Here is a 23151-nt window from a genome sequence, read left to right as displayed (position 1 = left end):
CTATTTTTCTGCAAACGGATAACTTCAGTTCAGTCTTTTCTGTTTCCTCTTTTTCTCCCGTCTTTTCTGATATTTTTTGTGTGAACAAAATATTTTTTAACCCCAACAATTTTTTTATTACTTTATGAGTAAATCTAAAGCAACAAAAAACACTGCAGAACTTTCGGCTAAGGAAAGGATCAACTTTTCCTCTGCCAAAGGACGTATTGTAGCACCGGATTTTCTGGATGTGCAGTTGGCCTCTTTCACAGATTTCTTTCAGCTGGATACCCTTCCGGAAGATAGAGTGAATGAAGGGCTTTACAAAACCTTTCAGGAAAATTTTCCGATTACCGATTCCAGAAATCAATTTGTATTAGAGTTTTTGGATTATCTGGTAGATTCCCCTCGTTACTCAATCGATGAGTGTGTGGAAAGAGGATTAACCTACTCCGTTCCATTGAAAGCGAGACTAAAGCTGTATTGTACAGACCCTGAGCACGAGGATTTCCAAACCGTGATTCAGGATGTTTATTTAGGCCCGGTTCCGTATATGACGCCTTCAGGTTCGTTCATTATCAACGGAGCAGAGCGTGTTATCGTAACACAGTTGCACAGGTCGCCGGGGGTATTCTTCGGACAGACTTACCACGCCAACGGTACCAAACTTTATTATTCAAGAATTATCCCTTTCAAAGGTTCCTGGATGGAATTTACTACGGATATCAACAACGTAATGTATGCGTATATTGACCGTAAGAAAAAATTACCTCTTACTACTTTACTGAGAGCCATCGGTTTTGAATCTGATAAGGATATTCTTCAGATTTTCGATCTTGCAGAAGAAGTGAAAGTTTCTAAAGCTGCTCTTAAAAAAGTAGAAGGCAGAACTTTGGCTGCGCGAGTTTTGAACACTTGGTTTGAAGATTTCGTAGACGAAGATACAGGAGAAGTTGTTTCTATCGAAAGAAATGAAATTATCCTTGAAAGAGAAACGGTTCTTGAGAAAGAACATATTGATATCATTTTGGAAGCTGGCGTGAAGTCAATCTTGATTCATAAAGAAAACTCAAATGAATTTTCTATTATCCAGAATACATTACAAAAAGATCCTACAAACTCTGAAAAAGAGGCTGTGGAATATATCTACCGTCAGCTGAGAAATGCAGATCCGCCAGATGAGGAAACGGCAAGAGGAATTATTGAGAAATTATTCTTTTCTGAACAAAGATATTCATTAGGTGAGGTTGGGCGTTACCGTCTGAACAAAAAATTAGGATTAAATATCCCTGAAACCACAGAAGTTCTAACCAAGGACGACATCATCGCTATTGTTCGCCACCTTATTGAGTTGGCCAACTCTAAAGCGGAGGTGGACGATATTGACCATCTTTCTAACAGAAGGATTAAAACAGTTGGTGAGCAGTTGGCAGGACAATTCGGCGTAGGTCTTTCCAGAATTGCAAGAACAATTCGCGAGAGAATGAATGTGCGTGATAACGAGATCTTTACGCCAGTTGATTTGGTGAATGCGAAGACATTAACCTCCGTAATCAACTCTTTCTTTGGTACCAATCAGCTTTCTCAGTTTATGGACCAAACGAACCCCTTGTCGGAAATCACACATAAGAGAAGATTGTCGGCTTTAGGGCCTGGTGGCCTTTCAAGAGAAAGAGCAGGTTTCGAGGTTCGAGATGTTCACCATACGCACTACGGAAGAATCTGTCCGATTGAAACTCCGGAAGGACCGAACATCGGTTTGATTTCCTCGTTAGGTATCTATGCGAAAATCAACAACTTAGGGTTTATTGAAACACCCTACAGAAAAGTAGAGAACGGAAAAGTAGATCTGAAGGCGAAACCGATATATCTGAATGCAGAAGATGAAGAGGATAAGGTTATCGCACAAGCTAACGTTGACCTGAACGAAGACGGAGTGTTCGTAACAGACAGAATTATTGCCCGTTTGGATGGTGATTATCCTGTAGTTGAACCTCAGCAGGTAGACCTTATCGATATTGCTCCAAATCAGATTTCCGGTATTTCTGCATCCTTGATTCCGTTTTTGGAACATGACGATGCGAACCGTGCCTTGATGGGATCCAACATGATGCGTCAGGCAGTGCCATTATTGATGCCGGATGCGCCGATTGTAGGAACAGGTCTTGAAAAACAAGTAGCAAAAGATTCCAGAATTCTGATTAATGCAGAAGGATCCGGAATTGTAGAATATGTAGATGCTGATAAAATTGTTATTAAATATGACAGAAGTGAAGATGAAGACATTGTAAGCTTCGAATCAGCAACTAAAACTTATAATCTAACCAAATTCAGAAAAACCAACCAAGGTACAACCATCACTTTGAGGCCAAACGTAAGAGTAGGCAATAAAGTTCATGAAGGGCAGGTACTTTGCGACGGTTATGCAACTGAAGATGGAGAGTTGGCGTTGGGTAGAAACCTTACCGTAGCATTCATGCCTTGGAAAGGATATAACTTTGAGGATGCCATCGTAATTAACGAAAAAGTGGTTCGTGAGGACTGGTTTACGTCGATTCACGTAGATGAATATTCTCTTGAAGTTCGTGATACCAAATTAGGAATGGAAGAACTCACAGCAGATATCCCGAATATCTCTGAAGAGGCTACCAAAGACCTTGATGAAAACGGTATGATTAGAATTGGAGCCGACGTGAAGCCTGGCGACATTATGATCGGTAAAATTACGCCTAAAGGTGAATCTGATCCTACACCGGAAGAAAAATTACTGAGAGCGATCTTTGGTGATAAAGCCGGCGATGTGAAAGATGCTTCCCTGAAAGCAGATTCTTCATTAAGAGGAGTGGTGATCAACAAAAAGCTGTTCTCTAGAAATATCAAGGATAAAAAGAAAAGAGCGGAAGAAAAACTTAAATTGGAAGAAATCGAAAACGACTACAAAGCAAAATTCGATGATTTAAGAAATACGCTGATCGAAAAACTTGGAACTTTGGTTAATGGGAAAACTTCACAAGGCGTGAATAACGATTTGAGTGAAGAAATCATTGGAAAAGGAGTTAAATTTTCTACCAAATTGTTACAAAGTGTTGAAGATTATGTGAATGTTAGCGGTTCCGACTGGACGGTTGATAATGACAAGAATAATCTTATCAAACAATTGATTCATAACTATAAAATCAAGTATAATGACATTGCCGGTGTGAAAAACAGAGAGAAATTTGCTGTTTCCATCGGGGATGAACTTCCTGCAGGAATCATGAAACTTGCCAAAGTTTATGTCGCTAAAAAACGTAAACTGAACGTTGGTGATAAAATGGCAGGGCGTCACGGTAACAAAGGTATTGTTTCACGTATTGTTCGTGAAGAAGATATGCCGTTCCTGGAAGACGGAACACCAGTAGATATCATTTTGAATCCACTAGGCGTACCTTCCCGTATGAACATCGGACAGATTTATGAAACTGTTCTTGGATGGGCCGGTCAAAAACTGGGTCTTAAGTTTGCTACTCCGATTTTCGACGGTGCATCATTGGATGACATCACGAAATATACGGATGAAGCAGGTTTGCCAAGATACGGAAGTACCTATCTGTACGACGGTGGAACCGGTGAAAGATTCACACAACCGGCAACTGTAGGTGTGATTTATATGTTGAAATTAGGCCACATGGTGGATGACAAGATGCACGCACGTTCCATCGGTCCTTATTCATTGATTACGCAGCAACCACTCGGTGGTAAAGCGCAATTCGGTGGACAGCGTTTCGGGGAGATGGAAGTTTGGGCTCTGGAAGCATTTGGTGCATCCAACATCCTGAGAGAAATCTTAACCGTGAAGTCTGATGACGTGATTGGTAGAGCGAAAACTTATGAAGCCATCGCCAAAGGTGAAGCAATGCCAGAACCTGGAATTCCTGAATCTTTCAACGTATTGTTGCACGAACTGCAGGGTCTTGGTCTGGATGTGAGACTAGAAGAGTAATTTAAGGTGAATCGCTTCAGCAGGCTCAGCCTTACAGCATTCATTTTAAAACGATTAGTATTAGAGATGTCATCCTGAGCTTATCGAAGGAATTTTTAATACAAACCATAAATTACTTTTTAATATTAAAATACATTTGAATAATATGTCAAATAAAAATAAATCAAGCAGATTTAACAAAATCACCATCGGTTTGGCTTCACCGGAATCTATACTTCAGGAATCCAGAGGAGAGGTTCTGAAGCCGGAAACCATCAACTACAGAACGCACAAGCCCGAGAGAGACGGGTTGTTCTGCGAGAAAATATTCGGTCCTGTGAAGGATTACGAATGTGCCTGCGGAAAATATAAGCGTATCCGTTACAGAGGTATCGTGTGCGACCGTTGTGGTGTAGAAGTAACCGAGAAAAAAGTACGTAGAGAAAGAATAGGCCACATCGGCTTGGTAGTTCCTATTGCACACATATGGTATTTCCGTTCTTTACCGAATAAAATCGGTTATCTTTTAGGCTTGCCATCCAAAAAACTGGATATGATTATCTATTATGAAAGATATGTCGTTATTCAGCAGGGTATGGCTAAAAAAGCTGACGGTTCCGATTTCGATGAAATGGAGTTTCTAACAGAAGAAGAATATCTGGACGTTCTGGAAACACTTCCTGTTGAAAATCAATATCTTGATGATGCTGACCCAAACAAATTTATTGCAAAAATGGGTGCTGAAGCCGTTGAGGAATTATTAAAAAGAATCGATCTGGATGCATTGTCTTTCGATCTGAGACACAAAGCACACAATGAAGGTTCTAAACAAAGAAGAACAGAAGCCCTTAAAAGACTGAACGTAGTTGAAGCTTTAAGAGGTGCTAATACCAGAATGATCAACCGTCCGGAATGGATGATTATGAGGGTTCTTCCGATCATTCCGCCTGAACTGAGACCATTGGTTCCATTGGATGGAGGGCGTTTTGCAACTTCCGATTTGAATGACCTTTATAGAAGAGTAATCATCCGTAACAACCGCTTGAAGAGACTTTTGGAAATCAAAGCTCCGGAAGTTATTTTGAGAAACGAAAAGCGGATGCTTCAGGAAGCGGTAGATTCGCTCTTCGATAATACGAGAAAATCTTCTGCTGTAAAATCAGAATCCAACAGGCCATTGAAATCACTTTCAGATTCATTGAAAGGTAAGCAAGGCCGTTTCCGTCAGAACTTATTGGGTAAAAGGGTGGACTATTCAGCACGTTCCGTGATTGTTGTAGGACCAAACCTGAAACTTCATGAGTGCGGAATTCCTAAAGATATGGCTGCGGAACTCTACAAACCGTTTATCATCAGAAAATTGATCGAAAGAGGAATTGTAAAAACCGTAAAATCAGCCAAGAGAATTATCGACAGAAAAGAACCTGTTGTTTATGACATTCTTGAGAACGTGATGAAAGGACATCCTGTTCTTCTGAACAGGGCGCCTACACTTCACCGTTTGGGTATCCAAGCGTTCCAACCGAAGATGATCGAAGGGAAAGCAATTCAGCTTCACCCATTGGTTACCACGGCTTTCAACGCCGACTTTGATGGTGACCAAATGGCGGTTCACTTACCACTTGGCCCGGAAGCAATTCTGGAAGCACAGTTATTGATGTTGGGTTCGCAGAACATTCTGAACCCGGCCAACGGTTCTCCGATTACGGTACCTTCTCAGGACATGGTTTTGGGTCTTTATTTCATGACCAAAGAAGCTTCTTCATCCGATGAAAATCACAAGATAAAAGGTGAAGGGTTGGCATTCTATTCTCCAGAAGAAGCAGAAATTGCTTATGCTGAAGGAAAAGTTTCATTAAATGCTAAAGTAAGATGCCGTTTGCCTATCAAAGAAGGAGGCGAATTGGTGACAAAACTTATCGAAACGACGGTAGGTAGAATCCTTTTTAACCAGATTGTTCCGAAAGAAGTTGGTTTCTTCAATGAACTCCTTACCAAGAAATCGTTGAGAAATGTTATCGGCAGAATTCTTGCCGATACCGATTTTCCGACTACGGTGCAGTTTCTAGATGATATGAAAGATTTGGGATATTCCAACGCTTTCAAAGGAGGACTTTCTTTCTCTCTGGGAGATATAGTAATTCCGGCTGAAAAGAAAACCATGATTGCCTCTGCAGTTGAAAATGTAGACGAAATTAAGGCAAACTATAACATGGGTCTCATTACAGACACCGAAAGATACAACCAAGTAATTGATGTTTGGACGAACACCAACGCAGGATTGACAGAAATGATCATGAGCAGAATGAAAACCGACCAAGGCGGATTCAATTCTGTGTACATGATGCTGGATTCCGGTGCGAGAGGTTCTAAAGAACAAATCCGTCAGTTATCAGGGATGAGAGGTTTGATGGCAAAGCCACAAAAAGCCGGATCTACAGGTGCTGAAATTATTGAAAACCCGATTGTGGCCAACTTTAAAGAAGGTTTGTCAATTTTGGAATACTTTATTTCTACTCACGGTGCCCGTAAAGGTCTTGCGGATACCGCTCTTAAAACTGCCGATGCTGGTTATTTGACCAGAAGGCTGGTGGATGTCGCTCAGGATGTTATCATTACAGAGGAAGATTGTGGAACACTAAGAGGAACTGAGGTAGCTGCACTCAAGAAAAATGATGAGATTGTAGAAAAACTTTCCGAGAGAATTTTAGGGAGAGTTTCTCTTCATGACGTGTATCATCCAGAAACGGATGATTTGATTGTCAATGCAGATACAATTATCAACGAAACCTTTGCTAAAGATCTTGAACAGGCTGGAATTGAAACCGTTGAGGTTCGTTCTCCGCTAACTTGTGAAGCAAAAAAAGGAATCTGTGCGAAATGTTACGGTAGAAACCTTGCCACTGGGAAACCTATTCACATGGGTGAAGCTGTTGGGGTAATTGCCGCTCAGTCCATTGGTGAACCGGGAACGCAGTTGACACTGAGAACCTTCCACCAAGGTGGTACTGCAGGTAACGTTTCGGAAAATCCTTCCATTGTTGCACGTCGAGACGGTATCGTGGAAATGGACGAAGTAAGAACCGTAACTTCAGAAAATGAATTCGGTGAGAAGCACGAAGTGGTCGTCTCCCGCTCCACGGAATTCCGTTTGGTAGCTGATAACGAAAACAGGACACCATTGATGGTGGCCAACCTTCCTTATGGTGCTTCACTTTCTGTAAAGCCCGGTGATAAAGTTAAAAGAGGAGATCTTATCGCAAAATGGGATCCGTATAACGCGGTTATCATCGCAGAATCTGCAGGTAAAGTAGAATACGAAGACATCATTCAGGGTGTTTCTTTCCAATTGGAAATTGACGAACAAACCGGTTTTGAGGAGAAAGTAATTTCAGAATCAAGAAATAAAAAAGCGGTACCTACATTAAGAGTAGTAGATTCGAAAGGTGAAGAGTTTAAATCTTACAACTTGCCTGTCGGAGCCCACTTGATGGTAAACGACGGAGAGAAGATCAAGGCAGGTAAGGTAATGATTAAAATCCCGAGAAAATCAGCAAAAGCTGGAGATATTACCGGAGGTCTTCCGAGAGTTACCGAATTATTCGAAGCGAGAAATCCTTCAAATCCAGCTGTAGTTACGGAAATTGACGGTGTAGTTTCTTACGGAAAAATCAAGAGAGGTAACCGAGAATTGATTGTAGAAGCAAAAACTGGAGAAAGAAAGATCTATTTGGTGAAACTTTCCAACCAGATTCTTGTACAGGAAAACGACTTTGTCCGCGCAGGTTCACCACTTTCTGACGGCTCTATCACGCCGGAAGATATCCTGAAAATTAAAGGCCCAACAGCCGTTCAGGAATATCTGGTAAATGAAATTCAGGAAGTGTACCGTTTGCAAGGTGTGAAAATCGACGATAAACATTTTGAAATCATTGTAAGACAGATGATGACCAAAGTAGAAATCGTGGATGGAGGAGATACCCAATTCCTGGAAGCATCACTGGAGCATAAATATGATTTCCTTGTAGAAAACAACCGTATTTTCGGAATGAAAGTAGTTGTAGACGCGGGTGATTCGAAAGAATTTAAACCAGGTCAGATGATTACAGCAAGAGAATTGAGAGACGAAAATTCTAAGTTGAAGCGGGAAGATCTGCAGTTGGTAGAAGTGAGAGAAGCTCTTCCGGCTACTGCGGTTCCTGTATTGCAAGGGATCACAAGAGCTGCCCTTCAAACCAAATCTTTCATGTCAGCGGCATCGTTCCAGGAAACTACAAAAGTGTTGAACGAAGCAGCAGTTTCCGGAAAAGTAGATGAACTGAGCGGACTGAAAGAAAATGTAATCGTAGGACATAAAATTCCTGCCGGTACAGGTTTGAAAGAGTATCAGAACGTGATCGTTGGTTCCAAGAAGGAATTTGAAGATATTAATTAATAGTGGAGTATAGACAGACAGATAATAGATTTTATACCGTGCATTTACGCTAATTTCTATTATCTGTTAGTCTATTATCTTTAGAAAAATCGAAATCTATAATTTAAAATAATTAAAAAATGGACAACAATCAAAACCAAGATCCAAACAACATCAACATTAATCTAAACGAAATGGTGGCAGCAGGGGTATATTGCAACCTTGCGCTGGTAAACCACTCACCGTCCGAATTTGTTTTGGATTTTATCCAACTTATGCCAGGCGTACAGCAGGCAAACGTGAGATCCAGAGTGATTCTAGCTCCGTTACATGCCAAAAGAGTGATGGCTGCCCTTCAGCAGAATATCGCCAACTATGAGCAACAATTCGGCGAAATAAAAGAAGTAGAGCCTTTTGTTCTTGGACAGAATAATAATGTGAATGCTTAATATTTAAGCGTTCTCTATTCATGATAAATCCCGGTCATTTATGGCTGGGATTTCTATTTACAATTCATTCATTCATTAAACCTTTATATCTGGATGGTTTGGATATAGAAAGATTTCTAGAAATTCATTGAAGAAAATTTGAAGGTTGGGACTTGAGTCAATAAAAAAAACCTTCAATCCGAAGATCAAAGGTTGATAGATTTAGTAGCCCGTAGGGGAATCGAACCCCTCTTGCAAGAATGAAAATCTTGAGTCCTAACCGATAGACGAACGGGCCGCTTTATAAATTAAGCTAATTTATTAACGCGTTTTGTAAGTTTGCTTTTCAGGTTGGCTGCCTTATTTTTGTGGATAATGTTCTTTTTAGCAAGCCTGTCTAATAAAGAGATTACTTTTGGCAGTTGTTCGGTTGCCAATTTTTTATCTTCTTCATTTCTTAATTGCTTTAAAGCTGTCCTTGCAGTTTTATTGTAATACCTGTTGCGCAGTCTTTTGGCTGCGTTCTGTCTGATTCTCTTTAATGCTGATTTATGATTTGCCATAATTGCTTCTCAATTGTGCGTGCAAAGATATAACTAATTTTTAATCCTGCAAATTTATTTTCTAATTTTTACTAAAATTTGTAGCCTATAGGGGAATCGAACCCCTGTTGCAAGAATGAAAATCTTGAGTCCTAACCACTAGACGAATAGGCCAAAAATTCGGAATGCAAAATTAATGATAATTTGTCGAGCCCGAAAATATATTTGCTTATTTGGATACTTTCTGAATTACAGAGTTCTTGATGCCTTTTTCTTCCAAGGCTTTCTGTATTTGAACTATTTCTTCCAAGGTTTTTACATTTCCGTAAGTATAGTAAAATAATCCGCTTACTTTCTCACGTTTGGTGTCTTTCAGGGATTTTAAGATGTAAGAATCGCTGGAAAGCTTGTCTTTCCCAACATACAGTTCGAGGGTATAATGTCCATTGCTTAGCGCCTGATCCGGGACAAACCCTACCGCATAGGCGTTTTTGAAACCTGCATCACGGGCTGTTTTCAGATTGGCATCCCGAATGGAGGCGAAATTGGAAACGCTGTAATAGTACTTGTAAATATTATTTTCTTTAATTGGAAGAATATAATTAAGCCCTTTGAAAATAGGATCTCCATAATTATACTTTATAGGAGTACTCATGAGCAAAATCCTGAAGTCATTTTTCAGGGGTTGTTCTTTTGGTTTTACCGTTTCTTTAGCAGCGATTTCACTGCCGCTTTTTTTGTCTCTCGCTTTTTTATAACTAAGGATTGCATTGTAGATACTTTCAGCGGATTCATTTTGGCCTTTATCAGAAGCCAAGTATTGTGCTTCATCATAATTACTCACAAATCCAAGCTCTATTAATACAGAAGGCATAGCATTCATCCGGAGAACGTGCAGATTTTGTTGTTTCACTCCCCGGGAAAACCGCTTGTCCTTATTCACGAAATTATCTTCTACCATTCCGCCAAAAACAAGGCTGCTTTCCAGGTATTTGCTTTGCTGAAGTTTCAATGCAATCAGAGATTCAGGAGAAGTGGGATCATAAGAGGCAAATGTAGCTCTGTCCTGCGCATCCAGAAAAATCACATCATTTTCTGCTTTAGCGACTTCCAAATTGGTTTTGTTTTGGTCCGGGCCTTGTACGAAAGTTTCGGTTCCGTAAGGCGCAGTTTTATGACTGGCGTTTACATGTACGGAAATGAAAAGATCCGCTTTACTTCTGTTGGCTAGATTGGTTCTCTCTGTTAATGAAGGGTATACATCTGTTTTACGGGTGTAAATTACTTTGAAGTCTTTATCTCTTTCCAGCATTCTTCCGATTTTTAATACTACCGAAAGGGTGATGTCTTTTTCTGCAATATATCCTAAGCCGTCATACTTTCTTGCAGCACCGTGATCATTACCGCCGTGTCCCGCATCCAAGACGATCGTGAATTTTTTCTGTGCTGTTATAAAAGGAAATATAAAGAGGCAAAAAAGGAAAAAATATTTTTTAGAACAAAATCTCGTTATCATCTTCAAATCTTAAAAATTATTTTAATTTTGGCATCTGAAACAGAAAAATAACAGAAAATCAAAACCGGCTTCAAAAGTATATTACATATTTTAATTATCCTAATTTTTAACAATTTTTTAGCACAGCTTAACGCTCAAAATTTGTCTGAAAATAAGGTGGTTAATGATACCGTTCGCACTGCAGATACACTACGTATTCAACAGGAACAGTTGGATGATATTGTACGTACCAAAGCGGACAGCGAAAGGACAGATTTTCATAATAATATGAAAATGACCTATCTGAATAAAAATGCCCAGGTTCGGTATCAAGATATGCAGATTGATGCAGATTATATTCGTATCGACTGGAGCCGGAATGAAATTTACGCCCGCGGGGAAGTGGATTCTACCGGAAGAATCATTGGCACTGCAGTGGCAACACAAGGGGGAAAGCCTTACGAATACAGAGATTTTCAATATAATTTTAAAACCCGCCAAGCTATTGCTTATAACGCACGAACCGAAGAAAGCGAAGGAGTAATTGTGGCCCAGAAAACCAAAAAATATAATGATTCTGTTTTCTTCATGAGAAGAGGACTTTATACTACAGATGAATATTTTCTGGCGAAAAAAGACTCGTTGGCAGATTACCATCTTTTGGCTCCGAATATTAAACTTATCAAAGGAAGACAGTCTTCACAAGTGGTTACAGGCCCGATTCAAATGTATGTGGAACAAGTTCCCACACCGCTTATCTTGCCATTTGCCATTCTTCCTTTTTCCGATAAACGTTCTGCGGGAATTCTGATTCCAAGTTTTGGTGAACGCCAAGATGTGGGTTTTTTCTTTAATAATTTTGGATATTATCAACCTATTGGTGAACATTTTGACCTAAAAATTATGGCGGATTTCTATACGAAAGGAAGTTGGAATCTGCGCCCTCAGATGAATTATATCAAGAAATACCGTTATTCCGGAAACTTTGCTGCCGATATTGGCTCTACAATCAGAGGAATTCAGGGGCTGGATGATTATAGTAAAACCAATACCTACAGCCTTTCATGGACACACAGTCAGGATACGAAGGCGAACCCGCTACTGAATTTCAGTGCTTCTGTGAATCTGGTAAGTTCCCAGTTTTATAATAATACCATCAATAATAATTATATTTTCAATCAGAATGTCCTTAACAGTCAGCAGAACTCCAGCATCAGCGTTACAAAAAGGTTCCTGACGCTTCCTATTACCATTACAGGCTCCGCAAGGTATGCACAGAACTTCGCAACCGGGCAAGGTGATATGAGGCTTCCGGAGCTGAATGTTGCGGTGAATCAGTTTTACCTTTTCAAACCCAAAACCGGAGTCAGGCAAGGATTATTGGAAAATATTACCGTGAATACCGGATTTAATGTTAATAACTTTGTGACCACCAATGAAGGTGAAATATTCACCGATGCGATGTGGAAAAAAATGCAGACAGGTTTGAAAAATAATATAGCTTTGGGTACTAATACTACAATAGCCAAATATTTCACTTTCTCGCTGGGCGCAAATATTGACAACGCACTTACTACCAAAACAATCACCAAACGCTATAATCCTATCACCAACCGTGTGGATAATATCACATACAATAATATTGCGGGATATTCTACATTTTCTACGAATACCAGCCTTCAGACTACCTTGTACGGAACCAAAATTTTCAAAGCGGGATCTAAAATTCAAGGGATCAGGCATATGGTCACGCCGAGTGTTGGATTTACCTATTCGCCGGATTTCGGGAAGCCTTCTTTCGGTTATTTTAATAATTATTATGATGCTGTAGGTGCGCTGACGCCGTATTCCATTTTTGAGGGAGGAATCATTGGTTCGCCAACTTCCGGAATGGTAGGTGCAGTTAATTTTAATATCGGGAATAATCTCGAGATAAAAGTGGCTTCTAAAAATGATTCTACCGGAGTGAAGAAAATTAAAATTTTTGAATCGCTCAACATCAGTGGAAATTATAATTTCGCAGCACCCAACCACCGCTGGTCTCTGATTACCCTCAATGGACAATCCTCTTTTTTTGACAATAAATTGAGCCTCAATTCCAGCCTTACGATTGATCCTTATCAGATCCTTTTCCTTCCGGACGAGAACAGAAACTTTCGTACTGAAAATTTCGGACATTTTAGTGTTCAGGGTTTCAATCTGCAGTTGTCTTATCCGTTGAGTGAAGCTATTTTTGGCGAAAAAGAAGAACTTTCGGAAAAATATAAAATGAAAGGTGAAATTCGGAATGAGAATTATTATTTTGATGATGATTATTACGCGAGATTTCATCAGCCATGGACACTGAACATCAATGCCAATTATGCTTATACGAGAACCCAAACACAGTTCGGGAACAAAGTGGCTTCCGTTGGTTTAGACGGCAGTATTGCACTAACTCCGTATTGGAATATTAACGGCAGCACCCATTATGATATTATGACCAAAGAGCTGGCCTATACGCGCATCGGGATTTCCAGAGATCAGCGCAGTTTCACCATCAATTTTAATTGGGTTCCTTTCGGGCAATACAAAGTGTATGATTTTTTTATTGGCATCAAAGCCAACATCCTGAGCGATGCACTGAAATACGAAGACCGAAGTTTTACACAGCCTAATGCGCCTTTTTAATTTGAAACGAACAAGTCTGTATTCATTATTAGTTTTATCTTTGCAAATTCAATAGAATTAAGATTATGAAAAAAATAATTTCTACACCACACGCACCTGCTGCTATCGGGCCTTATTCTCAGGCAAATTTGGCGAAGGGTATTCTTTATGTTTCAGGACAAATTCCTGCTGATCCAGAAACAGGAAAACTGATGGAAGGTATAGAAGATTCCACACATCAGGTGATGAAAAACTTAAAAGCTATCTTGGAAGAAGCCGGAATGAGTTTTAAAAATGTAGTGAAAGCCACTATTTTTCTTAAAAATATGGATGATTTTGCGGTGATGAACGGGATTTATGCATCGTATCTGGAGGAAGGAAGTTATCCGGCCCGGGAAACTGTTCAGGTGTCCTGCCTTCCGAAAAATGTAGATGTTGAAATTTCAATGATCGCCCATCAGTAATTAATGAACTTCCTTCGCAATACATTTGCAGTTATTTTAGGACTTGCAGCAGCATTGCTCATCATAACCCTTGGAATCCGTATGAATCCGAGGTGGATTACCTTTGATGAATATCTGCCATTTGAAAACTGGGGAACATTTCTCAGAAGTGTAGAAGATGACGGCAGCTTTTTTGGTTTTCTGCTTATTTTCACGGGTATAGGCTCCGTCGTAGGCGGCGTGATTACTGCAATAATTGTTAAATATGCAAAGGTGGCGTATGCGATATTAATCGGTTTTATTCTGCTTTTTATTGCGATGCTGGATGTTATCATTTTCCCTTATCATCCTACTTTTTACAAGATCAGTATTTTTCTTACCTTTTTCCCGTTTGCTTGGTTTGGAGGTAAAATAGTTGAGGTTTTGTATGAACGAAACAAAAGCAAGAAGAAAAACAGTATTTCAAAAACAAAAAACGCTTCAGAATAACTGAAGCGTTTTTTTGAATGATTTTTTAAAGTTTAATTTGGCATTGCGAACCCTTTGGTGTAGATTCTTCCAAACTCATCCACAAATTTGATCTGTACATTTCCTTTATGATTTTTAAGGATATTTTCAATTTCCTTCTGTGAGTTAACCGGTTTTCCGTTGACTTCAATTACGATATAATTATCCACAACACCTATTCTCGCCATTTCTCCACCGCTGACTACGTTTTTCGTTACCACACCGCTGGTTAATCCGTAATCGGTTTTGAAACGGTCGCTCAAAGGTTCAAATTCTGCGCCTATTTTTTCGGTAACTGTCAGGTCTGCGCGGGTTCTGGCAGTGGTATTTCCTTTTAAATCTTTCAGTGTAACTCTGGCATTATTTTCTTTTCCGTTTCGGAGATAAGTCACTGTTACCAGATCGCCCGGCCTTTTGCTTCCGATAGCAAAGGAAAGATCTCCAAAACTCGAAATATTGGTGTTGTCGACTTTCGTAATGATATCGCCTACTCGAATTCCTGCATCCTGAGCACCACTATTATCGCTGACAGCTGTTACATAAATACCGGGTCCGGCTTTTAAATTTGTTTTATTTTCTCTGTTATAAGCCGCAATATGTTGATCATTGGAAAGATCAAGAGAACTGACCCCTAAAAATCCTCTCTGTACCAAACCGAATTTCTTAATGTCTTCCACTATTTTTCTTGCAAGATTGGATGGAACTGCAAATCCGTATCCTTGATAATATCCGCTTGTGGAAGCGATAGCTGAATTAATTCCAATCAGATCTCCGTTCAGATTTACTAAAGCTCCTCCGGAATTTCCTCTGTTAATGGCAGCATCTGTTTGTATGAAACTTTCAATAGGATTCGTAGCATCACCCTGACTTCCCAAGATCCCAATTCCTCTTCCGGTAGCAGAAATAATTCCTGCAGTTACTGTGGAGTTCAAACCTAACGGGTTTCCAACTGCGATAGCCCATTGTCCAACCTGAACATTATCCGAATTGGCAAAATTCAAATAAGGCAATCCTTTTTCTTCTATTTTTAGTAAAGAAATATCCGTATTAGGATCGGTTCCTACCAAAGTGGCGATATAACTTTTTTTATTGTTGAGAACTACTTCCAATTTATTAGCTCCAGCTACGACGTGATTGTTAGAAATAATATATCCATCCGGAGAAATGATGACACCGGAACCCATTCCTGAGGGTATATTATCGGGGCGTTGTTGTTGCTGTCTTTGGCTTCTTCGTGGATCACCAAAAAACCACTCGAAAATATCCTGTTCTGAACTTCTTCCTGCGTTTCTATTTTGATAATTTTTTATCGTTACTACCGCAGGAACAGTCATTTTGGAAGCTTTCACGAAATCATCACTCATTGCGACGGAATTCATGGAGGCAAATGAGGCATTATCGCCAGTTTTTGTGAAATAAGAGAAATCTCCATTTCCGGTTTCAGTGCTTACATATTTAATAGCTCCGAAGGTAGTTGCACCTGAAAGCACACCTACCACTACATAAGGTAGTAATTTTTTCATTGTATTTTTCATCTATAGTTCTTTTTTACTTGTATCTGAAACAAATTTAATGCTAAATAAGTACGCTTCAAAACCGATTCGTTTCATTTTTAACTTAACTTTAACAATATCGAAAGAAATTAACAGTTTTTTTGTTATATTATGAAGAGAATATATAGAATCTGTCGAAGATACTGTCAAATTGTCGCACTCTTGCTAAATGTCTAAGGATTTTGACCTCAGTTAAATATCTTATCTTTGCACAAATTTTTTCATTTAGAATGACAAATACAGGAAAAATAGAATTGATGTCTCCGGCCGGAGATTTTACATCTCTTCAGGCAGCAATTGATAATGGTGCAGATTCAGTATATTTTGGTGTAGAACAGCTCAATATGCGCGCCAGAGCTACTATGAATTTCACTATAGATGATCTTCCAGAAATCTCCAGACGATGCAAAGAGAAAGGTGTCAGAAGCTATCTTACATTGAATACCATTATTTACGATCACGATCTTTCGATTATTAAAACACTATTGGATAAAGCCAAATCGGCAGACTTAACCGCTGTGATAGCGATGGATCAGGCCGTTATTGCTTATGCCAGACAAATCGGGATGGAAATTCATATTTCTACCCAGATTAATATTACCAATATCGAAACGGTGAAATTCTATGCCATGTTTGCCGATACGATGGTGATGAGCCGCGAGCTGAGCATTAGCCAGATCAGAAAAATTTGTGATCAGATTGAGAAAGAACAGATAAAAGGGCCGTCTGGAAATCTTGTGGAAATAGAGATCTTCGGTCACGGCGCATTGTGTATGGCGGTTTCAGGGAAATGCTATCTGAGTTTGCATTCTCATAATTCTTCCGCTAACAGAGGGGCTTGCAAACAAAATTGCAGAAAAAAATACACCGTCATTGATCAGGAATCCGGTTTTGAAATTGAACTGGATAATGAATATATGATGTCGCCAAAAGATCTTTGTACTATAGGATTTTTGGATGAAATCTCAGACGCTGGTGTGAAAGTTTTGAAAATTGAAGGACGCGGAAGAGCTCCGGAATATGTGGCAACTGTTACCCAATGTTATCGGGAAGCTATAGATGCTATCAATGACGGAACTTTCAGCCAAGAGAAAGTAGAAGGATGGATGAAGCGACTGGAAGCAGTTTATAACAGAGGTTTTTGGAGTGGATACTATCTTGGGCAGGAATTGGGAGAGTGGTCACCGAACTCCGGTTCTAATGCTACTCAAAAGAAAATTTATATTGGAAAAGGAAGACATTTTTATCCGAAAGCAAATATTGCAGAATTCTTAATAGAAGCTTATGATTTGAACGTCGGCGATAAAATTCTGATTCAAGGGCCTACAACAGGTTCGCAGGAAATGACGATTGATGAAATGAGAGTTGATGAAAAACCAGAAGCCAGCAAAGCATCGAAATCCGACGTTATTACTTTTAAAACAGCATTCAGAGTAAGGCCATCAGATAAATTATATAAAATTGTTCCTGCTTGATTGTGAGCTTTTTAAGGATTTAATATGATCATTATAACGCTACAGCGCGATAAATGTATTGGATGTAATTATTGTGCGGAATTTGCTCCGGATTATTTTCGTATGTCAAAAAAAGACGGAAAATCAGTTTTGCTTCGATCAGCGGAAAAGAGAGGATTTTATACGTTGAAAACACCGGTATCTACAGCAATGGAGCCTTGTGAGAAAGCTGCGAAAGCGTGTCCGGTTAAAATTATTTCAGTAAAGGAAGTTTAAAATGACGAAAAAGGAGTTGCGAAAAAAATATCTTCAAGAAAGAAAAAAAATGTCGGAAATGGAAATCCGTACGTTATCAGAACAAATATTTGACAATTTCCAGTCTGAGTTTCCGGTTTTGACAGGCCAGAAGATTCATGTTTTTATGACGATTTCAAAATTGAATGAAATAGAAACAGATGCGTTCATTGCGCATTTCTGGACTAATGGTGCGCAAGTTTTCGTTCCTAAAATGATTGATAACCAGCTGATAGCAGTGGAATATAACAGGGAAACAAAGATGGAAACCAACTCGTGGGGAATTTCGGAACCTTCAAGTAATGTAGATTCGGGGATTAAAGATTTTGATTACATTATCACCCCTTTGTTATATTGTGACAATACCGGCAACAGGGTAGGATACGGAAAAGGATACTACGATCGCTTTTTTTTCGGAATTTCCGAAACCTGTCTTAAGGTCGGCTTGTCATTCTTCCAGCCGCAGGAAATTATTGAAGATGTTTCCGACTGGGATACTCGCCTAGATCATCTGGTGACGCCTGAAACAATACTGTCGTTCAGAGGTTTTTGATAAAAATTAAGAAAGAAAAACTTGAATTCTTTTTTAAACTGAATTTCCGCAGGAATCAAAATATATTGCGCTTCTCGCTCATAGTTGCCTATCGACCGTTTATTTTTGTCAAAATATTCAACATTAAACTTCGCAAAATTCAAGGTGTCATTCCGGAAATACCGTTCTTTTACTTCAAATGAATTGATATTCACATTGCTTACCTGCAAACTGTCGAGTTCGGTAAGAAGATTTCTCACTGTTGTAGAATCCGGTTTATGAAAATATCCCAAAATCTGCTTATACAAAGCATCATCAATATCAGTATCTTTATTCCCGGAGTTGTATAAAATGGAAAGTTCCAACACTTCCCGCACTTTTTGCTTCGTGATTTTATTGATGGCTTGCGCACTGTCCATTTTGTTGGTAGGATAACTTGTCTTGTTCGAGTTGTATTTCACCTGTTCCAGAGACAGATTTTGATCCTCTTTTTTACATCCTGTAAGCAATACAACGAAGAAAAGCAGCGACAATATTTTATGGATTTTCATCATCTTCTGTAATTTTAAATTTTATGGAGACTATTTTCCCTTTATCTGTCTTCATTTCAATGACAGAAAGGTTTTTGAGGGAAGTAGTGGGGGTTGTAACCAAAGAAATATATTTTTGTTTGTCTAAAGTTTCTATTCCATAAATATCACTGTCAAACACCTGATAAATAACGGCTTGATCACTGATTCTGTTTTCCAGTTCTCTCCGTTTCTGCTTGATTAATAATGAAGATTCTTCAGGATTCCCCAGAATAGATTTTTTTGAAAAATAATCTACGGCCATTTTATAGTCGTCCGGTTTCAGTTCTATATTTTCCTCCTGTGGTGCATTCTCAAGGCTTCTGTTCACTTCCACATTTTCGTGTAGTGGAGAAGAAATCAGCATTCGGAGCGATTCATCTTTGGTAGTGTAGTGAAAACATTCTCCGGGTTTTATTCTGTAATAAAGAGGAGATTCATTCTCTTTAAATACTTTTATCTCCAGCATATTCTGGATCGGAGCGTTTCTGTCAGCATCATAAAAGCAATAAGAGTAAGTCGTGTCGAAAATTTTGCTTTGCCAAAGGAAGATCACGGCGATGATGGCTGCCACTCCTGTGGTAATTCCTAAAATAAAGTTCTTTAACGATTTTTTCAATGGTTTTTGTTCAGAAGTATCATAGGTTTCCAAAAAAATGCTTTTGTCGCTAACATTTTGATTATCAGGAGTGCTTATTTGTATATCACTCTTTATTGCTTCTTTTATATACGGTTTTTCAGCTATAGCTGTATCAATTGAAATTCTTTCCGTTTCGTCAGCTTCCTCTGGATTAAATTCAGTTTGTTCCTCAGTTTCTTTTAGAATTTCATCCGCAAAAAGATGGTTCTTTTTAAAGTCGTACCAAGAAGCGTAACCTGCATAAATACTCAGTAAATTAAGCATATCAATGCGAGGAACCTTAGTAACAGGTTTGTTTTTAAAATAAGTATAAAACGACTTTTCGCTAATATTTCCTTTAGCAAATTTTCTTAAATCTTCCTGAAAATAAATAATGTCAATCCCCTTCCATTTTGAAATATCATCATGCGAAGGAGTGTGACTCTTTAAATATTGAGCTTGTACCTCAGTTTTCAGTTGCTCAAAATGTAAAATCTCCAGATCTGCCAATTGTAAGATATATGTATATTGAGTTGATTATCAGTAATGGTAGTTTGTAAATCACTTTTACAAATGTATTACAATTAATTTTCTAAAACAAATTACAATGTTGCGATACCTTTGTCATGTTCAAAATGCTGAACGATATCAAACCAACAAAATAATAAATACAATGAATAAATCAATATTAATCGCTGGTGCTCTTGTTATAGCCATGGTGTCTTGCAAAAAATCTGAAACTGTTGCTACTTCTTCAGAAGATTCCGCAGCAATTTCAATGATTGATTCCGCAGCAATAATTACAGACTCTGCCGCATCTGTTGTGGATTCCGCTGCTACTGCTTCAGTAGATGCAGCCGCCGATGCCGCTGCTGCTACTTCCGTCGCTGCTGCCAATGCTGCAAAAGAAGCTTCAGAAAATGCTGCTGAAGCTGCAAAAGGTGCTGCCAACGCTGCTGCCGATGCAACAAAAGAAGCAGCTGAAGCAGCAAAAAAATAAAGATTTTAAAAATCTTAAAATAAAAGTGAACAAAAAAATAAATATTAACTACTTTTGCACTCGCAAAAAAACAATTAAAACAAATTGAATATTATGAAAAAGTCATTATTTGTAGCAGGTATCGCTGCTTTAGCTCTTGTAGCTTGTAAAAAAACTGAAACTGTAGACACTACTTCTGCTGATTCTATGGATGTAGAAGTTATGGATTCTTCTGCTGTAATCGTTGACGATTCTGCAGTTATCGTAACTGATTCTGCTACTATCGTAACTGATTCTGCTACTGTTGAAGTAAACTAATTTTTACGTAGTAAAAAACAAGAGGCTGGTTTCTTAGAAATCCGCCTCTTTTTTTATGCCCAAAATCGAACGTAAACTAAACTATTTGGTTTTTTGTTTCATGATTTCATAACAGGTAATCGCAACGGCGTTACTGAGGTTTAAAGAATCAATAGTTCCGGACATCGGAATTAACATGTTTTCGCCTTTCCCAACCCAAAATTCTGAAAGACCCGAATGCTCCGTACCAAACAAAACGGCAGATTTAGAATTAAAATTCCTTTGATATATCGGTTGCGAATGTGAATCCATCATTGTAGTGAAGATTTGGTAATCGTTTTCTTTAAGATAACTATAAAGTTCTTCATTGCTGGTCTGGATGAAATTCATTCCGAAAATGCAACCGACACTTGATCGGATCACGTTGGGATTATAGAAATCCACTTTCGCATCGGTTACTATTATTGCATCAATTCCGAATGCTTCGCAACTCCGCATAATTGCTCCTAAATTGCCTGGTTTTTCTACACTTTCCAGTATAATTATAGAAGAAGTTTCGTCTGAAATAAAATCTTTTAAAGTTTTCTCTTTTATTTTATAAATACCTATAATCCCTTCAGAAGTTCCGCGATAAGCGATCTTTTCGTAAATTTTCTCTGATATAGAATGAATTTTACCTGAAATTTCTTCTCCATCATAAATGGTTTCAGCAATAAAGAATTCCAAAGGTTCAAAACCAAACTGCAAAGCCCGCGAGTTTTCCTGCTTTCCTTCCACTACAAAAACACCATTTTTTTTTCTGAATCTGTTGTCTGTAATGAGGCGGTTCAGGTATTTTATTTTTTCATTCTGAAGGCTTTCAATCATCGTTTTTCTCATTTTCATCATGATCCGGAAATTCAGTATGGAAATCTTCGCCAGCACGCTCAAGCAGAGCTTCTGGAAGATATTTTTTTGTAGAAGCACCCAGTTGTTTGAGTCTTTGCGCACTTCCTACAAGATTTCCCCGGCCTGAAGAAAGTTTTTTCATCGCGTTTTCATAATCGCCTTTGGCATCGTCCATTTTCTTCCCGATTTTCAGAAGATCTGCAACAAAACCATCAAATTTATCGTACAATGCTCCGGCTTGTCTTGCGATTTCTTCTGCATTTTTATTTTGATCTGCTCTTTTCCACACATCGGAAATCAATTTCAAGTAAGCAATAAGATTGGTCGGACTCAGCATGATAACGTGTTTCTGGTAAGCATAATTCCAAAGTTGTGAATCATTTTGTACTGCTGTGAGAAATGCAGGCTCTATCGGGATAAACATAATGGTGAAGTCCAAAGATTCTTTTAAATTATCGTAACGTTTCAGGGCAAGTGCGTCAATATGTTTTTTTACGGCAGCGATGTGTAATGCGAGATTCTGCTGACGAGTTTCTTCATTTTCCGCACTTATCATTCGCTCATAAGCGTTTAATGAAACTTTAGAATCAATAACTACCATTTGATTTCCCGGAAGTTTCAGAACAAAATCCGGCCTCTGATTTTCTCCGTTTTCGGTTTTAATATTCATTTGGGCAAAATATTCCCGATCTTTGGAAAGCCCGGAATCTTCCAGAATTCTTTCCAATATCATCTCTCCCCAGTCGCCCTGAGTTTTCGTCTGACCTTTTAATGCGGTCGCCAGATTATTGGCTTCCATACTTATTTTGTTGGTTTGTTCCATCATGAGTTTGATGGTAGTATTGAGAGAAAACCTTTCGCGCGTTTCATTTTCATAAACTTCATTGACGCGTTTTTTGAAACTTTCGAGGTTTTCTCCCAACGGTTTCAGAAGGGTATCCAGATTTTCCTTATTTGCATCAGTGAATTTTTTGGATTTTTCCTCGAAGAGTTCGTTGGCAATATTTTTAAATTCGTTTTTTGCAGCTTCCTGAAGTTTTATAATTTCATCTTTCTGATTTTCCAGAAGCTTTTTCAGATTTTCATTTTGTGCAGAAAGCTCTGATTTCAGTTCGCTGAGGCGCAGTTTCTCATTCAGCAAATTTTCGATTTCGCTTGCTTGTTTCTTATTTATTTCGGTCTGCCGTATGATTTGCTCATTCTGATTTTCATTCACAGCATTGATGCGGGCTAGATTGTGTTGCACTTCCTTCAGTATTTCGGATTGCTGGTTGTTTCGTTCCTTTTCCTGTAGAATCATTTTTTCCAATTCATCTTTTTTAAGCTGAAAGTTTTGCAAATCCGCTTCGCTTCGAATAAAATTTTGATGAACCTCGTCATATTTTTTCCGGGGAACATTTCCCGATTTTAAGGCGAAGTACACAATCGCAGTTCCGGCTATAATGCCAAGAAGAAGGCCGATGAGTAATGAGGTGATTTCCATGTTTCAAAAATACAAAGAAGATTCTATTTTGAAGAAAGGAATTTTAAATATGAGAGTATTCAGAT

General features: G+C 38.7%; 18 protein-coding genes and 2 tRNA genes. 11 read left to right on the top strand and 9 right to left on the bottom strand.

Going from position 1 to position 23151, the window contains the following annotated elements; translation table 11 throughout:
* Positions 1 to 124: 124 nt before the first annotated feature.
* The 3 genes from rpoB to DQ356_RS01395 all read left to right on the top strand — a co-directional run bounded on the left by rpoB (position 125) and on the right by DQ356_RS01395 (position 8803).
* Positions 125 to 3961, top strand: coding sequence for a DNA-directed RNA polymerase subunit beta (gene rpoB / locus DQ356_RS01405; protein ID WP_114302666.1), 3837 nt, complete (start codon positions 125 to 127; stop codon positions 3959 to 3961).
* Positions 3962 to 4106: 145 nt separating this feature from the next.
* Positions 4107 to 8375 (top strand): DNA-directed RNA polymerase subunit beta', encoded by a 4269-nt coding sequence (gene rpoC, locus DQ356_RS01400; protein ID WP_114302665.1) that lies wholly within the window; start codon positions 4107 to 4109, stop codon positions 8373 to 8375.
* Positions 8376 to 8494: 119 nt separating this feature from the next.
* Complete coding sequence (locus tag DQ356_RS01395) at positions 8495 to 8803, top strand: DUF3467 domain-containing protein (protein WP_114302664.1); 309 nt, start codon at positions 8495 to 8497, stop codon at positions 8801 to 8803.
* Between the two features lie 205 nt (positions 8804 to 9008).
* On the opposite strand, the gene DQ356_RS01390 is transcribed toward DQ356_RS01395, so the two are convergent.
* The 4 genes from DQ356_RS01390 to DQ356_RS01375 form a co-directional block, all read right to left on the bottom strand.
* Positions 9009 to 9080, bottom strand: a tRNA-Glu gene (locus DQ356_RS01390).
* A 10-nt stretch (positions 9081 to 9090) separates the two neighbouring features.
* Positions 9091 to 9345 carry a 30S ribosomal protein S20 gene (gene rpsT / locus DQ356_RS01385; protein WP_114302663.1) on the bottom strand — a complete coding sequence of 85 codons (255 nt, stop codon included), beginning with the start codon at positions 9343 to 9345 and terminating at the stop codon, positions 9091 to 9093.
* Positions 9346 to 9426: 81 nt separating this feature from the next.
* Positions 9427 to 9498: transfer RNA gene (locus DQ356_RS01380), tRNA-Glu, on the bottom strand.
* 55 nt (positions 9499 to 9553) lie between these two features.
* Positions 9554 to 10840, bottom strand: a complete 1287-nt coding sequence (locus tag DQ356_RS01375; protein WP_114302662.1) for an N-acetylmuramoyl-L-alanine amidase family protein — start codon at positions 10838 to 10840, stop codon at positions 9554 to 9556.
* Positions 10841 to 10897: 57 nt separating this feature from the next.
* Here DQ356_RS01375 and DQ356_RS01370 point away from each other — a divergent pair, with 57 nt between their 5' ends.
* The 3 genes from DQ356_RS01370 (at position 10898) to DQ356_RS01360 (ending at position 14400) form a co-directional block, all read left to right on the top strand.
* The gene (locus DQ356_RS01370) at positions 10898 to 13489 is read left to right on the top strand and encodes a putative LPS assembly protein LptD (protein ID WP_114302661.1); all 2592 of its coding nucleotides are present in this window, start codon (positions 10898 to 10900) and stop codon (positions 13487 to 13489) included.
* 65 nt (positions 13490 to 13554) lie between these two features.
* Complete coding sequence (locus DQ356_RS01365; protein ID WP_114302660.1) at positions 13555 to 13932, top strand: RidA family protein; 378 nt, start codon at positions 13555 to 13557, stop codon at positions 13930 to 13932.
* 3 nt (positions 13933 to 13935) lie between these two features.
* Positions 13936 to 14400 carry a hypothetical protein gene (locus DQ356_RS01360; RefSeq protein ID WP_114302659.1) on the top strand — a complete coding sequence of 155 codons (465 nt, stop codon included), beginning with the start codon at positions 13936 to 13938 and terminating at the stop codon, positions 14398 to 14400.
* Between the two features lie 32 nt (positions 14401 to 14432).
* Here DQ356_RS01360 and DQ356_RS01355 read toward each other — a convergent pair whose 3' ends face one another.
* Entirely contained in the window at positions 14433 to 15953 is a 1521-nt protein-coding gene (locus DQ356_RS01355) for a trypsin-like peptidase domain-containing protein (RefSeq protein WP_114302658.1), read from the bottom strand.
* A gap of 248 nt (positions 15954 to 16201) precedes the next feature.
* Here DQ356_RS01355 and DQ356_RS01350 point away from each other — a divergent pair, with 248 nt between their 5' ends.
* Genes DQ356_RS01350 through DQ356_RS01340 form a run of 3 tightly spaced genes read left to right on the top strand, consistent with a single transcriptional unit; the run spans position 16202 to position 18272 of the window.
* On the top strand, positions 16202 to 17446 hold the full coding sequence (locus tag DQ356_RS01350; protein WP_114302657.1) for a peptidase U32 family protein: 1245 nt from the start codon (positions 16202 to 16204) through the stop codon (positions 17444 to 17446).
* 24 nt (positions 17447 to 17470) lie between these two features.
* Complete coding sequence (locus DQ356_RS01345) at positions 17471 to 17701, top strand: ferredoxin (protein ID WP_114302656.1); 231 nt, start codon at positions 17471 to 17473, stop codon at positions 17699 to 17701.
* A 1-nt stretch (position 17702) separates the two neighbouring features.
* Positions 17703 to 18272, top strand: coding sequence for a 5-formyltetrahydrofolate cyclo-ligase (locus DQ356_RS01340; protein ID WP_114302655.1), 570 nt, complete (start codon positions 17703 to 17705; stop codon positions 18270 to 18272).
* On the opposite strand, the gene DQ356_RS01335 is transcribed toward DQ356_RS01340, so the two are convergent.
* Entirely contained in the window at positions 18227 to 18805 is a 579-nt protein-coding gene (locus tag DQ356_RS01335; protein WP_228420589.1) for a hypothetical protein, read from the bottom strand. The genes DQ356_RS01340 and DQ356_RS01335 overlap by 46 nt on opposite strands.
* Complete coding sequence (locus tag DQ356_RS01330) at positions 18789 to 19949, bottom strand: hypothetical protein (protein ID WP_114302654.1); 1161 nt, start codon at positions 19947 to 19949, stop codon at positions 18789 to 18791. The genes DQ356_RS01335 and DQ356_RS01330 overlap by 17 nt, the downstream gene beginning before the upstream one ends.
* A 163-nt stretch (positions 19950 to 20112) precedes the next feature.
* On the opposite strand from DQ356_RS01330, the gene DQ356_RS01325 reads away from it, so the two are divergent.
* Both DQ356_RS01325 and DQ356_RS01320 read left to right on the top strand, forming a co-directional pair.
* A complete protein-coding gene (locus DQ356_RS01325; RefSeq protein WP_114302811.1) occupies positions 20113 to 20439 on the top strand; it encodes a hypothetical protein in 327 nt (108 codons plus the stop codon).
* A gap of 93 nt (positions 20440 to 20532) precedes the next feature.
* Positions 20533 to 20736 (top strand): hypothetical protein, encoded by a 204-nt coding sequence (locus DQ356_RS01320; protein ID WP_126723216.1) that lies wholly within the window; start codon positions 20533 to 20535, stop codon positions 20734 to 20736.
* Positions 20737 to 20817: 81 nt separating this feature from the next.
* On the opposite strand, the gene DQ356_RS01315 is transcribed toward DQ356_RS01320, so the two are convergent.
* Together DQ356_RS01315 and rmuC are read right to left on the bottom strand one after the other, a co-directional pair.
* Positions 20818 to 21603 (bottom strand): TrmH family RNA methyltransferase, encoded by a 786-nt coding sequence (locus DQ356_RS01315; RefSeq protein WP_228420587.1) that lies wholly within the window; start codon positions 21601 to 21603, stop codon positions 20818 to 20820.
* Complete coding sequence (gene rmuC / locus DQ356_RS01310) at positions 21575 to 23086, bottom strand: DNA recombination protein RmuC (RefSeq protein WP_114302652.1); 1512 nt, start codon at positions 23084 to 23086, stop codon at positions 21575 to 21577. The genes DQ356_RS01315 and rmuC overlap by 29 nt, the downstream gene beginning before the upstream one ends.
* Between the last annotated feature and the right edge of the window lie 65 nt (positions 23087 to 23151).

Source organism: Chryseobacterium lacus (genome assembly GCF_003336205.1).
Classification (GTDB): Bacteria; Bacteroidota; Bacteroidia; order Flavobacteriales; family Weeksellaceae; genus Chryseobacterium_A; species Chryseobacterium_A lacus.
This window is presented reverse-complemented; position numbering and strand designations above follow the sequence as displayed.

Excerpts from the sequence above, each read along its gene's own strand:
- rpoB (WP_114302666.1), top strand. The coding sequence starts at position 125 with ATGAGTAAATCTAAAGCAACAAAAAACACTGCAGAACTTTCGGCTAAG.
- DQ356_RS01320 (WP_126723216.1), top strand. The coding sequence starts at position 20,533 with ATGAAAAAGTCATTATTTGTAGCAGGTATCGCTGCTTTAGCTCTTGTA.
- DQ356_RS01355 (WP_114302658.1), bottom strand. The coding sequence starts at position 15,953 with ATGAAAAATACAATGAAAAAATTACTACCTTATGTAGTGGTAGGTGTG.
- DQ356_RS01325 (WP_114302811.1), top strand. The coding sequence starts at position 20,113 with ATGAATAAATCAATATTAATCGCTGGTGCTCTTGTTATAGCCATGGTG.
- rmuC (WP_114302652.1), bottom strand. The coding sequence starts at position 23,086 with ATGGAAATCACCTCATTACTCATCGGCCTTCTTCTTGGCATTATAGCC.
- rpoC (WP_114302665.1), top strand. The coding sequence starts at position 4,107 with ATGTCAAATAAAAATAAATCAAGCAGATTTAACAAAATCACCATCGGT.
- DQ356_RS01340 (WP_114302655.1), top strand. The coding sequence starts at position 17,703 with ATGACGAAAAAGGAGTTGCGAAAAAAATATCTTCAAGAAAGAAAAAAA.
- DQ356_RS01315 (WP_228420587.1), bottom strand. The coding sequence starts at position 21,603 with ATGATGAAAATGAGAAAAACGATGATTGAAAGCCTTCAGAATGAAAAA.
- DQ356_RS01365 (WP_114302660.1), top strand. The coding sequence starts at position 13,555 with ATGAAAAAAATAATTTCTACACCACACGCACCTGCTGCTATCGGGCCT.
- DQ356_RS01375 (WP_114302662.1), bottom strand. The coding sequence starts at position 10,840 with ATGATAACGAGATTTTGTTCTAAAAAATATTTTTTCCTTTTTTGCCTC.
- rpsT (WP_114302663.1), bottom strand. The coding sequence starts at position 9,345 with ATGGCAAATCATAAATCAGCATTAAAGAGAATCAGACAGAACGCAGCC.
- DQ356_RS01350 (WP_114302657.1), top strand. The coding sequence starts at position 16,202 with ATGACAAATACAGGAAAAATAGAATTGATGTCTCCGGCCGGAGATTTT.
- DQ356_RS01345 (WP_114302656.1), top strand. The coding sequence starts at position 17,471 with ATGATCATTATAACGCTACAGCGCGATAAATGTATTGGATGTAATTAT.
- DQ356_RS01360 (WP_114302659.1), top strand. The coding sequence starts at position 13,936 with ATGAACTTCCTTCGCAATACATTTGCAGTTATTTTAGGACTTGCAGCA.
- DQ356_RS01395 (WP_114302664.1), top strand. The coding sequence starts at position 8,495 with ATGGACAACAATCAAAACCAAGATCCAAACAACATCAACATTAATCTA.
- DQ356_RS01335 (WP_228420589.1), bottom strand. The coding sequence starts at position 18,805 with ATGATGAAAATCCATAAAATATTGTCGCTGCTTTTCTTCGTTGTATTG.